Here is a 13,898-nt window from a genome sequence, read left to right as displayed (position 1 = left end):
TCCATAAGTAAATAGAGAAGTAACTTTATGTAATTGATCATCTTTTCTTTTCCCCTCAAACATAGCCCACTCTAATAAGTTTCTTTGAGTTAAACCATAATTAACAGCTTTAGGGAGACAATTATTAAATGTTTTTTATCGTCAAGAATTCCGTAATAACATAGTTCATATATGGGATTAAAACCTGATATCAGAACCTTTAACTAATAATTCCTGAATTAGAGGGGACAGAGGGACAGATTCTCTGTCCTAGTCCCAATCACTTCAAGATCCCCTTTTCCCTTAAGAGGTGGGACAAGGTACCTGTCCCCTCGTACCTTTGTCTGCCATATTTAGCGATTACAGCGGTGCCTGTCACGACCCGAAGTATAGCAATTCTTGTCGATAAAACACTTTAGGAACTATAAAGGTTCACACAAAAATGGCCCTGTTTTTTAACAGAGCCACATTGTAATTCTTATTATTTTAAAGCAAGTTGTGCCACACACTCCACGTGTGTCGTCTGCGGAAACATATCAACAGGCTGTACTTCCACTGTTTTATATCCGCCATCTTCTAAAATCCGTAAATCACGTGCCAGTGTGGCTGGATTACAGGATACATAGACGACCTTTTTCGGTTTCATTTCAATAATGGTTTGCAAAAATGTTTCGTCACAGCCCTTGCGCGGCGGGTCAACAACCAGTACATCGGCTGCATTCCCCTCTTTATACCAATTTGGAATCACAACCTCTGCTTCCCCTGCTGCAAACTCTACATTCGTTATTCCGTTAAGCTCTGCATTCCGTTTCGCATCTTCAATCGCATCAGGAACCACTTCTACACCGAAAACCCTCTTTGCTTTTTGAGCAAGAAATAATGAAATCGTTCCTATCCCACAATAGGCGTCAATGACTGACTCTTCACCACTTAGCCCCGCGTATTCAAGTGCTTTTTCATAAAGTACCTTCGTTTGCACAGGATTTACCTGATAAAAGGATAGAGCTGAGATGGCAAACTTAACATCACCAATTAGGTCATAAATTACTTCATTGCCCCAAAGGACGGTTGTTTTCTCGCCAAGAATCACATTTGTGCGTTTTGAGTTTACATTATGTACAATCGATTTTACTTTTGGGAGTCGGGAGATAATTTCCTCAACCAATTTGTTTTTGTTTGGAATATCCGCGGTTCTAGTAATGATCACCACCATAAGCTCGCCAGTTTGCTGACCATACCTTGCCATAATGTGACGCAGGACACCTTTATGCGCCTCTTCCTGATAAGCAGCTATTCCTAACTCATTGCAGATTTCCTTCACAGTCTGGATGGCTTCATTAATTTCCGGCAGCTGAATAAGACTTTCATCCGTATCAACGATTTCATGGCTTCTTGGTTTAAAAAAGCCAGCGATCAGCTTTCCATCTTTCTCACCAACGGGAACCTGGGCTTTATTTCGGTAATGCCATGGGTTTTCCATCCCTAATATAGGGTGGACGATAACATCTTCAAGCTTACCGATACGGGTCAGTACCTGCCGGACTTGATTTTCCTTATATATCAGCTGCCCCTCATAGCTAATGTGCTCGAGCTGACAGCCGCCATATTTATGTGCCTCACTGCTGTCGATTTCCACCCGATAAGGACTTTTTTCATAAAGTTCAATTAATCTGCCGAATCCGAAACCTTTATTTACTTTAATGACCTTAACCTGCGCTTTTTCTCCAGGGAGACCATTTGGAACGAACAACGGATAGCCATCTACTTTTGCTACCCCAGCACCATCATGGGTTAAATCCTCAAAAACCACATCTATATAATCATTTTTTTTAACCGGAATAGTTCTTGTCATTATTTTCTTCCTTTTCATCGATTTGACTAGCAAGATTGTAACACAAACCCAGTCTGATTGCGAAGACTGCCATAATATGAAGGTATACCATTTACTTCCGCATAAATTGTCGGAGTATTTTGATTTAACAATCTAACGATAGTGTTTATAATGATAACAAGCCCATTCGAAGGAGGTGGTTACGGTAAAGAAGGTATATTTTCTTCCGATTGCATTGCTGCTTACCTTCATATGCTTTTCCGTTTTTCATACTTCCAATATTTCTATTCAATTACATCATTCTCATAAAGCTGTACTGATAATGCATGATTGGAATATGAATTCACAAACGGACGATGAAGAGAAACATTTATTTCATTTTGATTTTTTTGGAGTACTTGCTCTATTTTCCTTAGTCGTAATCACCCTTCACAGAATCTTTTCTACTAACCATAACAGAAACTTCATCTTTCTTATCCCAGTTTTTCATCAATCAAACTATGTAAGCTCTTCCCCTGCATTTATAAGCTAAAAACTTATAATAAGGGGAGGAAAAAATATGTGGATCCGTTTTGTAATCATTGGCTTTTTTTCAGTAACTGCTGCAGGAATGCTTACCTTCCAAGGCATAGAAATGTACCATGCTTTCGTAGATTTCTTTAAACAAAAATAAAACATGAAATTAATCCCGCGGGTCCTAACAATATTCCTGCGGGATTTCTGATTTTTCCCCGTGAGAAATTGGAGCAATCCCGCCGGATTCCACTATAATCCCGCGAACTTTTTATAAAACGGCAAAAGACACCCATCACTGAGTGCCTTCAGCCAACATATTTATTCCGCCTTCATTTCGGCGACTTTCTCTTTTACTTCTTCAATATTTCTCATTTTGTTATCCCAGCATTTTTGGCTAAGGTCAACTGGGTATTCCTCAGGATTCAGTGTCCGTTTATACTCATCCCAGAGAGCACAAAGATTTTGCTTCAAATATTCACGTGACTCTTCTAAACATGGGGTTTCATAAACAAGGTCACCTTTAGAAAAAATCACTTCATGAAGCTCTTTTGCCGTAAAGTTTGTCACTACCTTATTCATATACGTATGCGTTGGGTGGAACATCCTTAGCTTTTTCTCTGGAAGTCCTTCGTCCTCGAGTGCAATGTAGTCCCCTTCAGCATGTTTATTCTTATTATTAATGATCCGGTAAACTTTCTTAATACCTGGTGTCGTAACTTTCACCGGATTGGAAGAGATTTTAATGGTATCTTCCATTTTACCGTCATTGCCTTCAATCGAAACAATTTTATAAACAGCCCCAAGAGCCGCCTGATCGTAAGCAGTAATCAGTTTCGTCCCAATTCCCCAGCTATCGATTTTCGCACCCTGTGCTTTCAAGTTTAGAATCGTATACTCATCCAAATCACTAGAAGCGACGATTTTTGCATCCTTAAATCCTGCCTCATCCAGCAGTTTACGTGCTTCCTTCGAAAGATAGGCAAGGTCACCACTGTCAAGACGGATTCCAATAAAATTGATAGAATCCCCCATCTCCTTAGCCACTTTAATGGCATTCGGAACACCTAGCTTTAGCGTATCATAGGTATCAACTAAAAAGACACAATCCTTATGGGTTTCCGCATATTTACGAAATGCCGTATATTCATCCTTATAGGCCTGAACCATCGAATGGGCATGTGTACCGGAAACAGGAATTTGAAACAATTTACCTGCTCTTACATTACTTGTACCTTCGAAGCCAGCAAGGTAAGATGCTCTCGCTCCCCATATAGCCGCGTCCATTTCCTGCGCACGGCGTGTACCGAATTCCATCGCAATTTCCTTACCAAGAACCTGCTTAATTCTTGAAGCCTTCGTGGCAATCAATGTTTGATAATTGATAATGTTTAATAGTGCTGTTTCAACTAACTGAGCTTCACAAAGTGGGGCATCTACGCTTAAAATCGGCTCATTTCCAAAAACAAGCTCTCCTTCTTTCATACAGCGAATTGTACCCGTAAAGCGCAAGCCCTTTAAATAATCTAAAAAGTCATCCTGGTAGCCCACTTCATTTTTTAAATACTCCAGATCATCTTCTGAAAAGCGGAAGCCCTGGATAAACTGAATGACTTTTTCCAAGCCAGCGAATACCGCATATCCATTTCCAAACGGGAGCTTACGGAAAAACAATTCGAACACTGCTCGTTTCTTATATCTACCGTCTCTCCAATACGTTTCTACCATATTGATCTGGTATAGATCAGTATGCAGAGTTAAGCTATCATCCTGATAAATGTTTTTCATCATAACCCTCCGAACAACTACTTTTTCAATATATTAAATAATTTTACCATTATAAAAACTATTTAACCAGCGCTCCAAGTGATTGTTCAAAATGCCCCAATGCCCATTCATGTCCTTTTTGATTAAAAGAAGCAACAGCCTCTTTATGAACAACGATTGAAAAGCCTTTATTGTAGGCGTCTACAGCCGTGTGGAGAACACAAATATCCGTACAAACCCCAACAAGATGCACTTCTGTAATCCCTCGTTCACGAAGCTTGATTTCGAGATTAGTACCAGCAAAAGCGGAATACCTTGTTTTGTCTATGTAGTAAACATTTTCCCGTTCCTTATTCTCATCATAAACTGTCTGAAGTCTGCCAAACAAATCTCTGCCTGAAGTCCCGCGAATATTATGCGGAGGAAACAATTTCGTTTCGGGATGATGTTCATCCCCTTCGTCATGGACATCAATAGCAAAAATAACATAATCACCATGTTCAATAAATTCTTGTGTTAATTGGACGATTTTACTTTCAATCTCCTGACCTGGTTTACCGCATGTTAACGCGCCCGTATCAGCAACAAAATCATACGTATAATCGATATTAATTAATGCTTTTCTAACCATTACGATTCCCCCTCTTTTGGCATCCCCAAGCAATTTCACGCTTGTACTGTCCGAAGTTCTCTTCTCTTCGAACATCATTATGCAAATTTCAGCCTGTCTTGTCCGAAGTCCCTGCCTCTTCAGACATCCACAAGCAATTTCCTGCCTCTCTTGTCCGAAGTCCCTGCCTCTTCAGACATCCACAAGCAATTTCCTGCCTCTCTTGTCCGAAGTCCCTGCTTCTTCAGACATCCCCAAGCAATTTCCTGCTTCTCTTGTCCGAAGTCCCTGCCTCTTCAGACACCTCCAAGCAATTTCCTGCTTCTCTTGTCCGAAGTCCTTGCCTCTTCAGACATCCACAAGCAATTTCCTGCCTCTCTTGTCCCAAGTCCCTGCCTCTTCAGACACCTCCAAGCAATTTCCTGCCTCTCTTGTCCCAAGTCCCTGCCTCTTCAGACATCCACAAGCAATTTCCTGCCTCTCTTGTCCCAAGTCCCTGCCTCTTCAGACACCTCCAAGCAATTTCCTGCTTCTCTTGTCCGAAGTCCCTGCCTCTTCAGACATCTCCAAGCAATTTCCTGGCCTCTCTTGTCCGAAGTCCCTGCCTCTTCAGACACCTCCAAGCAATTTCCTGCTTCTCTTGTCCGAAGTCCCTGCCTCTTCAGACACCTCCAAGCAATTTCCTGCCTCTCTTGTCCGAAGTCCCTGCCTCTTCAGACACCTCCAAGCAATTTCCTGCCTCTCTTGTCCTAAGTCCCTGCCTCTTCAGACATCCCCAAGCAATTTCCAGCCTCTCTTGTCCGAAGTCGGCTCCTCCCCCTAATATCCTAATACTATTTCTGTACTGGAACCATTTATTCCTCTAAACTCAAAAAGCCCGCTCCATAATGGAACGCGCCTTTTTCAGCTATATCTTGTTCCCGGTACCCAATCGCTTGGTTTATCGAGTGGACGAATGTCATCGAGTGGTACAAACACTTCTAAATGCCGATACAAGTTTGCAAACTCAGCGGGTAGTAATCCACCAAATTCACCATCAAGATTTACTTGTACCTTTTCTGTAGAATGTACTTTAATCCGGCTAGCCTTCGCATAAATCACATTCGGATCATTGACATGTTCACCACGGATAGCTAACGTTGCCACTCGGACAAACTCCGCCAAATTAATCTTTTTCAAAATGAGTAAAGAAAATAAACCATCGTTGATTGATGAATCGGGAGCAATCTTTTCAAAGCCTCCAATTGAATTTGTCAGCCCCACAAGGAATAGCATTGCTTCCCCTTCAAAAAGCTTTCCATCATACTCAATAGTAAGGTCTGTTGCTTTAATAGAAGGGAGCATTTCCATCCCTTTTAAATAGTAGGCAAGCTGCCCAAGCATCGTTTTTAATTTACTAGGAACTTCGTATGTAAGCTCCGTAATTCTACCGCCGCCAGCTATATTAATAAAATATCGATCATTAATTCGACCAATATCCACCGGAATTCGTTCGCCTTTTGTGATAATATCGACAGCTGCACCAATGTCTCTTGGTATATGGAGGGCTCGGGCAAAATCATTTGTAGTTCCTGCTGGGATTATTCCCAATTTTGGTCGGTACTCCTGTTCCGCAAGTCCATTGACCACTTCATTTATGGTACCATCCCCGCCTGCTGCGATAACAACATCATATTGTCTTTCAACCGCAATCCTAGCAGCAGCCGTTGCATCACCAGCACCCGTAGTTGCATGGCAAGACGCCTCATATCCGGCTATTTCAAGCTTCTCCAGAATTTCCGCAAGATGGCGCTTAAGAATTTCCCGCCCTGATGTCGGATTATATATCAATCGCGCTCGTTTCATCATTCATCATCCTATTTTTATGAAATCTATAATGGCATATGATGGGCCTCTTGTATATTTTACCAATTTATACCTTGGCATACAATTATTAACCCCAGCAACAAATATTATTCTATCCATATTCCTGCGTCTACTATCATAACCTTTTTTTATTTTTTTGCAAAAAATAAGATGAAAATTAATTTGTATTTAAACTAACGTATTGGGTATTGGTAATATTAATATGATACTTACCATCACCAGACTGGTAAACAGCTTTTCTATTTATTCCTTCATTTGGGTCACCTGTTTCGGTTACCTGCCATGTTTCGTCCTTACCATTAACCTCGCTTACACCATCAGCCGTAATATTCAAATTACTGTCTTTTGCAACATTAACAAATATGGATGTGGCACCATTTATACTCCAGTCATTTTCGAGGGACCGCGGGTTTAACGTAATGTCATTACCATTTCCAATAACCTCAAGCTGTACGCCCTTTGGAATAAGAATCGTTGAAGCAATTTCTTGATGACTATAAAAAGGTCCCAACTCGTTCGGAAGTGTCTTAACATTTACATAGAGTGTATCTCCCTTTTTATTCGCATACACATAATCGTCCGCACTCATAATGAGCTTTTCCTTGTTCGCTGTCTGTGTCCGGTACGTTCCAAACATCGATACTTCTTTTTCATCTGTTGCTTCAATCGTTGTTTGGTAGCCGGTTGTTCGTAAAACTACGCGTTTAATGCTATCATCCATTTGATAGGAGAAATCAGGAAGCTCAAACGACCTCTCTTCCCTTGCTACCACTTCTTCTACTTTGCCCATAATACCAGTTGCACTTAGCGTTGCGAACAAGATTCCGACCATTCCTAGCACTCCGACAAACAGGATACTAACAAAATCATATTTTAATATTGGTTTCTCCTGCCTTGATAGAAACAAATAGAGGAGAATTTCAATCCCAAGAACGATTAACAAAACTGGCCACCAAGCCGTCATCACATGAACTAGATCAAATCCCATAAAACGTGAGAGGAAAAGGAAGACCCCAAGAAAAACGAGGGATGCCCCCATCGAAAACGTACCAACACGCCATGTTCTCATGCTTGCTCCTCCTTTCTTTTTCTAAAAAGGAACCCAATTCCAGCCCCAATTAAGAGCACCCCTGCTATCGTGTTTTTCCACCTTTTCATTATTTTTTCTCCTCTCTTTTTTGCTTGCTGCCAGATAATAGCTTAATACCGCCGCCAATCAACAGCACACAGACAATCCCCGTTTGAAAATATCTTTGTACCCAATACATTACATCTATATTGATCATATTCGACAGCATCGGGGCAAAGACAGGAATGATCATATTCATGATTAGGTAATAAAGCCCCATCACTACTAGGCCAATTCCAACCCATTTTTGATGATTAATTAAGTAAGAAATAATCGGAACATCTTCGATTTCTTCCTCCCCGTATTTTGATACATTTTGCATGGCATCAAAGAAGCTGTAGAACCAGATAATCGGAATCAGAAACAAGAAGATTCCAAGTCGTAGAACATCCAAAATGTAGATAGAAAACAGAAAGGCAGCCATTAATTGAATTCCGCGTTTTTGTAAGCCAAGATACAAGTGTCCTGCACCAGGGAAAATCGAAAGGAAGGTGGCAATCGATTTGCTCTTCTTTCCATCTTCTCTGCGTGTTTCAAAGTCTTCAAAAATCGTCCGATCAATCAGCTCTTCACCACGCTGCCTTTTATTTAGCTGCTGGACAGCGTCAAAAAATCCATAAACCCAAATGATTGGCAGCCCTGCCATGAATACCATAAACTCTCCACGGTTGCTAAGTGCCGTTACAAATATCACCATTACAGCTAGGCCTAAAAAAGCTGCTAACAATGTTACACCACGGTTCATTAACCCCAGTTGAAAATGACCCAATCCCGGAACAAACGATAAGGCTATCGTATAAAACCTTTCTGACTCCTGTGTTACCTGTAACGCAGGTACATCGGGGTTGGCGGCTTTTAACAATTTCTTTTGTTTAGAAATTTGTACCCCCATATCGATAAAGCTGACTAAGTAAATGAATATCCCCATCATAAACAATATAACTGCAATTTCTCCATCATGAGTAGTTACTGCAATCACTGTAAAGAATGCTAAACCTACCACAGATAGTAAATACAGCACCCCCCGAAACATGTTACCGAAATAAATATGACCGAGGCCTGGAAAAAGCGATAGAGTTAACGCCTTCGTTGAATTTTTCATTTTTTATTTGCCTCCTTTTTCTCCAATGAATCCATCCATGCAAATGTTTTATCAATAACGCCTTCTGTGACCGTAAGCTTTTTTTCCTTACTATGCTGTGGTGCTTCTACAGCACTTGCATACGTGGCCAGCGATTGAAACACTCCTGAAAAAGTAAGTAAGAGAGTAGCAGCGGCTGCAATTAAATAGTGGAAAGCTGCCTGTTGATAGAATGGCTTTTTAGATTTTTCTGGTTGCTTCACAGCAGCTGGTTTTTCATTGACTCGTTTTTGTTTTGAAACCTCAGCCATCACAAGGTCTGTAAAGCCGGACTCATTTGTAAGGACTGGAAGTGATGATTCATTTTCAGAAAGTGCTTGTAAGTAATGCTCCAGACATTGGTCGCATGAATATAAGTGACTTTCAAGTTCCTCACGGGTCTTATCACTGATTTCGTCTTTAACGTAACACAACCATTCATCATAACTAAAATGCATCATGAAAAATCATCCTCCTTCCAATTCTTTTTCATCCAGATACGCGCCCGGTAAAGTTTCGTTTCGATGGTTTTTACCTGAACGTTTTGCTCCTCTGCCATTTGCTGATAGCTTTTTTCATCTATATAGAAACCGTAAATGACATCCCGATAATTTTCAGGAAGATCATCAAGCCTTTTTCTAACCTGGCTAATCCTTTCATTATCAATCAATTCCTTTTCGACACCATCCTTAGGTGTCCCGAAGGCCTGCTGCTCTAAAGCCTCAACCACTTCTTCTTTGCGTCTTGCCAGTTTTCTCTTAACATCTATCGCATGATTAACGGCTATTCTAGTCATCCAAGTCTTAAAACCTTGATTTTCATATTGGGAGAGAGAGCTATATATTTTCATAAATACTTCTTGAGCAGCATCTTCTGCTTCCTTTTGATCACGAAGAACAGCAAAGACGGTCCGGAACACATCATTGCGGTACTTCTCAACCAAAAGCCGAAAGGCATGATCACTGCCGTCCATCACTTTTTGTATTAAAGCTGAATCACTAATCGCTCTCTCCCCCTTTCTCTTGCGACCTTCACATTAATAGACGAGATGTTACATAGAAACCCCTACACAATTTATAAAAATATTTTTCTTATAAAAATAGTAGCACAAAAAACGTGCGGTCTCTCCGCACGTCTAGTTTCTCTATTATTGCATCCTTAAAATACAAACATTACATTCATGTGGAATTACAAACGGTTCTTGGTCTGATATAGAATCTGTTAATTCCTGCAAAGCGATCTTCCTTACCTTCTCTTCCAATCCTGCAAGCCAGGAAACCGATTCGATTCTTTCTACCCATGTTTGCTTTGTATAGCTAACGGTATAGGTAAGTCTAAAAAATTCTTTTAGCTCTAAATCATTTTTTTGCCATTCATCGAACCATTCGACTGGAAACCCATTAATCCTCTGTTTAGAATCTGCCTTTGACCCAGCAGGTTTTAGTTTTACATATTTAGACAGCACTTCAAATGTCTTCGCAACGACTGGAGAACCTACGAGAAATCCAGAATCAATGACAACTAATGTACCTTTAGCTTTTAGTATTCGTTTTATTTCTTGAATGGCCTTTTCCCTGTCAAACCAGTGCCAGGCACGCATAACCGTTACTATATCAAATTGAGAATCTTGTAAACCAGTATCTTCGGAAGTTCCTTGTACATAGGGAATGTTATAGTTTTTCGCCATATTTAAAGCATTCGCGTGATGGAGTAATTCTTTCGATGGATCTACTCCAATCACATTGGCTTTCCGCAATGCAAGTTTCCTTGTTAATGCACCGGTTCCACAACCTAAATCCACCACTTTTCTACCATCTAAAAAAATACCTCGAACATAAAGGCTATCCCATATACTTACGGGAATATCTTCTCTTGCTTTTGCATAACTTTTAGCAACTTGACCAAAATCGATATGTTCCATGTCGGTCGCCCCTTTAAAATATCCTATTTCAGGAATTATTAAAATGATACCATTGATTTATGGTAAAATGCTATTGTTATAGAAGATACTCTGACAAAGGAATGATGATATGCTTTGGATGTTGCTCCTTTCCTCCTACCTGATTGGGAGCATTCCCACTGCTCTGATTGTGGGCAAGCTTATTTTTGGGGTTGATATTCGCGACCATGGCAGCAAAAATCCCGGGGCCACGAACACCTTAAGGGTTCTTGGCAAAGGATCTGCCATTATCGTGGTACTCGTCGATATAGGTAAAGGGGCACTCGCTGCTTCCCTTCCTTTATACTTCAACCTTGATGTTGAACCACTTTACTTTGGTCTGTTGGCGGTTATTGGACATTGTTATCCTATTTTTGCCGGTTTCCGCGGGGGTAAAGCCATTGCTACCACGGCCGGAACCTTAGCAGTAGCAAGCTTCCCATTAGCCTTAATCGCTTATGCAACCTTCTTTTTGGTAATTTTCTTATCAAAGTATGTATTCTTAGGCTCTATCTCAGTTGGTCTTAGCCTGATGATTTATTCTTTCTTCTCCAATGAAATCGATTTTGAACTTATCTTTTTATTTTTCACGTTATTTTTAATTTATCTTCACCGCTCAAATATTCGTAACCTCATCTTAGGAATTGAACCAAAAATAAATGATAAAAATTTAATTAACGACCGCATTCCACCGAAAAATGGCAACTTAAAAATGTAAAAAGAATCCCTGGCTAATCGCTAGGGATTCTTTCGCATTATAAAAAGGCAGGCATAATACTGTTGGCAACTGTTTGCCAAATCGATGAATCAGTTTGATAGGTTTTCCCGAGACTCTTATAAAACTCCATCTGCTTCTCTTGAAAGTCAGGAGCATCCTTATCAGGAAGTGCCGCACGTCCCTTTTCTACAAGTGCTTGCATTTCAGGTGCACGCGGACCCCATACCCCCACTTCATTTCCTTCTTGATCAATGAAAATAAAAATCGGAATCGCTCTAGAAGTACCATTCGTTAAATATTGGTCCATAAGTTCAAGGTTTTGGTCTCGAAGAACAAAACGAACTTCCATTCCAGCTGCTTCAGCTACTCTTAACAATACTGGATTATTTAGCTTGGCGTCACCGCACCAATCTTCTGTTAGAACAATGGCTCGTAACTTTTTCGATTGGATTGCTTCAAGTCTCTTTTTATCCTCTTCCTTCAACTCAAAGCGATCATAAATCGAAACCATGCCTTCTTTATTGACCTTCATTACGTCAATGTATTCATCCTTCGTTAATCCTTTTTGAAACCAAGAATTTAAATCCAATCTAAACACACTCCTTTCATTATAATTATCATAAACCTTAAAAAACTTACTTACAAATCTAGGGATTGCACCTTTTCCTACTAATATACTACAAGCACTATTTCCTATTTTAAAAAAACTAAAAATTAACACTAGTAATAGTAATATCTAGTTGATAGAATATTTTTTATATAGAGAATATTATTTCACAAATTTATTATGATACTAAAGGGGGAAAATATATGTCCAATGAAACACTTCAGCTTGTTTCGATTGGGATTTACCTTGCGATGATGCTTTTTATCGGATGGTATTCCTATCGTAGAACGAGCAATCTGACAGACTACATGCTTGGGGGAAGGTCTTTAGGACCTGCTGTAACCGCCTTAAGTGCTGGGGCTGCTGATATGAGCGGCTGGTTATTAATGGGCTTACCTGGGGGAATCTATGTTACTGGATTAGCAGATGCATGGATTGCAATTGGTTTAACCATTGGAGCCTACCTTAACTGGTTATTGGTAGCACCTCGCCTGCGCTCCTATACTCAGGTTGCCAACGATTCCATCACGATTCCAAGTTACCTAGAAAACCGTTTTAAAGACAACACCAAACTCTTGCGGATTGTATCGGGTATCGTTATTCTGATCTTCTTTACTTTCTATGTTTCTTCAGGTTTAGTATCCGGAGCAGTCTTTTTTGAGAGTTCCTTCGGGACAAGCTACCTTACAGGACTGTTAATTGTCGGTGGTGTTACCATTGCCTACACATTATTTGGCGGGTTTCTTGCCGTTAGTTACACCGACTTTATTCAAGGATTAATGATGCTGATTGCCCTGCTTCTTGTTCCTGCAATTGGAATTTTCACAGTAGGCGGTCCTTCTGATACGTTTGATACAATTCGTACAATCGATCCTACGTACCTTGATTTCTTTAAAGGAACAACTACCTTAGGAATTATTTCTGCAATGGCCTGGGGACTTGGTTATTTTGGCCAACCGCATATCATTGTACGTTTTATGGCTATCACCACTATAAAAGAAACAAAAAGCGCCCGCCGGATTGGAATGGGCTGGATGATTTTCTCTCTTCTCGGTACCATCTTTACTGGATTCATTGGAATTGCCTACTTCCATAACAATCCACAACATGTATTAGAGAATCCAGAAGCCGTTTTTATTGAACTGAGTCAAATTTTGTTCCACCCATTATTTGCGGGATTTGCGTTAGCCGCGATTCTTGCAGCCATTATGAGTACCATTTCATCGCAGTTAATCGTTACTTCAAGTGCATTAGTGGAAGATTTATATAAAGTAGTCATGAACAAAAAAGCTTCAGACAAACACCTTGTCTTCCTAGGAAGAATGGCTGTTCTTCTCGTTTCTGTCGTGGCAGCCGTCCTTGCTCTTGACCAAGACAGTTCGATTTTAGATCTCGTTGCCTATGCATGGGCAGGTTTCGGCGCTGCATTCGGTCCAATCATTTTACTAAGCCTATTCTGGAAAAAGATGACCAATTGGGGAGCCCTTTTCGGAATGATCGTCGGTGCTGTCACGGTTATTGTTTGGAAAAATGTTGGTCTTGGCGACATACTATATGAAATCGTTCCCGGCTTTGTCTTCAACTTACTTGTTGCCGTTATCGTAAGCTTAGTCACATATAAGAGAAATGAACTAATAGAAAAAGAGTTTGATGAAAGTGTCCGCTTATTAAAACAAGAATAACTCACTATGAAAAACGCTCGAATTTGTTCGAGCGTTTTTCTATTGGGGTATATAGCAAATTCCCCCTTTTTCTATTACACAAACGTTTGATTAAAATGAACTCCAACCCTTGTTATATAAGAGTTTTCCTTTTAAAA

The 13,898-nt window shown here is 40.3% G+C and carries 13 protein-coding genes; 2 read left to right on the top strand and 11 right to left on the bottom strand.

Going from position 1 to position 13,898, the window contains the following annotated elements:
* Positions 1 to 460: 460 nt before the first annotated feature.
* The 10 genes from rlmD to J2Y03_RS17085 all read right to left on the bottom strand — a co-directional run bounded on the left by rlmD (position 461) and on the right by J2Y03_RS17085 (position 10,736).
* On the bottom strand, positions 461 to 1,831 hold the full coding sequence (gene rlmD, locus J2Y03_RS17130; RefSeq protein ID WP_310196044.1) for a 23S rRNA (uracil(1939)-C(5))-methyltransferase RlmD: 1,371 nt from the start codon (positions 1,829 to 1,831) through the stop codon (positions 461 to 463).
* An 813-nt stretch (positions 1,832 to 2,644) separates the two neighbouring features.
* Complete coding sequence (locus tag J2Y03_RS17125; protein ID WP_310196042.1) at positions 2,645 to 4,111, bottom strand: nicotinate phosphoribosyltransferase; 1,467 nt, start codon at positions 4,109 to 4,111, stop codon at positions 2,645 to 2,647.
* 58 nt (positions 4,112 to 4,169) lie between these two features.
* Entirely contained in the window at positions 4,170 to 4,721 is a 552-nt protein-coding gene (locus J2Y03_RS17120) for a cysteine hydrolase family protein (RefSeq protein ID WP_310196372.1), read from the bottom strand.
* Positions 4,722 to 5,603: 882 nt separating this feature from the next.
* Complete coding sequence (locus J2Y03_RS17115; protein ID WP_132092027.1) at positions 5,604 to 6,545, bottom strand: diacylglycerol kinase; 942 nt, start codon at positions 6,543 to 6,545, stop codon at positions 5,604 to 5,606.
* A gap of 178 nt (positions 6,546 to 6,723) precedes the next feature.
* The gene (locus J2Y03_RS17110) at positions 6,724 to 7,635 is read right to left on the bottom strand and encodes a LiaI-LiaF-like domain-containing protein (protein WP_310196040.1); all 912 of its coding nucleotides are present in this window, start codon (positions 7,633 to 7,635) and stop codon (positions 6,724 to 6,726) included.
* A complete protein-coding gene (locus J2Y03_RS17105; protein ID WP_310196038.1) occupies positions 7,632 to 7,724 on the bottom strand; it encodes an LPXTG cell wall anchor domain-containing protein in 93 nt (30 codons plus the stop codon). The genes J2Y03_RS17110 and J2Y03_RS17105 overlap by 4 nt, the downstream gene beginning before the upstream one ends.
* Positions 7,724 to 8,797, bottom strand: a complete 1,074-nt coding sequence (locus J2Y03_RS17100) for a hypothetical protein (RefSeq protein WP_310196036.1) — start codon at positions 8,795 to 8,797, stop codon at positions 7,724 to 7,726. Before J2Y03_RS17100 ends, J2Y03_RS17105 begins: the two co-directional genes overlap by 1 nt.
* A complete protein-coding gene (locus J2Y03_RS17095; RefSeq protein ID WP_310196034.1) occupies positions 8,794 to 9,276 on the bottom strand; it encodes an anti-sigma factor family protein in 483 nt (160 codons plus the stop codon). Before J2Y03_RS17095 ends, J2Y03_RS17100 begins: the two co-directional genes overlap by 4 nt.
* Positions 9,273 to 9,788 (bottom strand): sigma-70 family RNA polymerase sigma factor, encoded by a 516-nt coding sequence (locus tag J2Y03_RS17090; RefSeq protein ID WP_310196369.1) that lies wholly within the window; start codon positions 9,786 to 9,788, stop codon positions 9,273 to 9,275. The genes J2Y03_RS17095 and J2Y03_RS17090 overlap by 4 nt, the downstream gene beginning before the upstream one ends.
* Before the next feature lie 174 nt (positions 9,789 to 9,962).
* Positions 9,963 to 10,736, bottom strand: a complete 774-nt coding sequence (locus J2Y03_RS17085; RefSeq protein WP_310196032.1) for a class I SAM-dependent methyltransferase — start codon at positions 10,734 to 10,736, stop codon at positions 9,963 to 9,965.
* Between the two features lie 109 nt (positions 10,737 to 10,845).
* Between J2Y03_RS17085 and plsY the strand changes: the two genes are divergently transcribed.
* Positions 10,846 to 11,472 carry a glycerol-3-phosphate 1-O-acyltransferase PlsY gene (gene plsY, locus J2Y03_RS17080; protein WP_132092009.1) on the top strand — a complete coding sequence of 209 codons (627 nt, stop codon included), beginning with the start codon at positions 10,846 to 10,848 and terminating at the stop codon, positions 11,470 to 11,472.
* A gap of 37 nt (positions 11,473 to 11,509) precedes the next feature.
* On the opposite strand, the gene J2Y03_RS17075 is transcribed toward plsY, so the two are convergent.
* On the bottom strand, positions 11,510 to 12,061 hold the full coding sequence (locus J2Y03_RS17075) for a thioredoxin family protein (protein ID WP_310196030.1): 552 nt from the start codon (positions 12,059 to 12,061) through the stop codon (positions 11,510 to 11,512).
* 221 nt (positions 12,062 to 12,282) lie between these two features.
* Between J2Y03_RS17075 and putP the strand changes: the two genes are divergently transcribed.
* The gene (putP, locus tag J2Y03_RS17070; protein ID WP_310196029.1) at positions 12,283 to 13,761 is read left to right on the top strand and encodes a sodium/proline symporter PutP; all 1,479 of its coding nucleotides are present in this window, start codon (positions 12,283 to 12,285) and stop codon (positions 13,759 to 13,761) included.
* Positions 13,762 to 13,898 lie beyond the last annotated feature (137 nt).

Source organism: Neobacillus niacini (assembly GCF_031457145.1).
GTDB classification, from domain to species: domain Bacteria; phylum Bacillota; class Bacilli; order Bacillales; family Cytobacillaceae; genus Neobacillus; species Neobacillus niacini_J.
Note: the sequence above shows the minus strand (reverse complement) of the source record. Positions and strands in the feature narration are given on the sequence as shown.

Bases quoted from the DNA above. Each gene is read 5' to 3' on its own strand.
- J2Y03_RS17120 (WP_310196372.1), bottom strand. From the start codon at position 4,721: ATGGTTAGAAAAGCATTAATTAATATCGATTATACGTATGATTTTGTT.
- J2Y03_RS17090 (WP_310196369.1), bottom strand. From the start codon at position 9,788: ATGGACGGCAGTGATCATGCCTTTCGGCTTTTGGTTGAGAAGTACCGC.
- J2Y03_RS17125 (WP_310196042.1), bottom strand. From the start codon at position 4,111: ATGAAAAACATTTATCAGGATGATAGCTTAACTCTGCATACTGATCTA.
- plsY (WP_132092009.1), top strand. From the start codon at position 10,846: ATGCTTTGGATGTTGCTCCTTTCCTCCTACCTGATTGGGAGCATTCCC.
- J2Y03_RS17105 (WP_310196038.1), bottom strand. From the start codon at position 7,724: ATGAAAAGGTGGAAAAACACGATAGCAGGGGTGCTCTTAATTGGGGCT.
- putP (WP_310196029.1), top strand. From the start codon at position 12,283: ATGTCCAATGAAACACTTCAGCTTGTTTCGATTGGGATTTACCTTGCG.
- J2Y03_RS17085 (WP_310196032.1), bottom strand. From the start codon at position 10,736: ATGGAACATATCGATTTTGGTCAAGTTGCTAAAAGTTATGCAAAAGCA.
- J2Y03_RS17100 (WP_310196036.1), bottom strand. From the start codon at position 8,797: ATGAAAAATTCAACGAAGGCGTTAACTCTATCGCTTTTTCCAGGCCTC.
- J2Y03_RS17110 (WP_310196040.1), bottom strand. From the start codon at position 7,635: ATGAGAACATGGCGTGTTGGTACGTTTTCGATGGGGGCATCCCTCGTT.
- J2Y03_RS17115 (WP_132092027.1), bottom strand. From the start codon at position 6,545: ATGAAACGAGCGCGATTGATATATAATCCGACATCAGGGCGGGAAATT.
- rlmD (WP_310196044.1), bottom strand. From the start codon at position 1,831: ATGACAAGAACTATTCCGGTTAAAAAAAATGATTATATAGATGTGGTT.
- J2Y03_RS17095 (WP_310196034.1), bottom strand. From the start codon at position 9,276: ATGATGCATTTTAGTTATGATGAATGGTTGTGTTACGTTAAAGACGAA.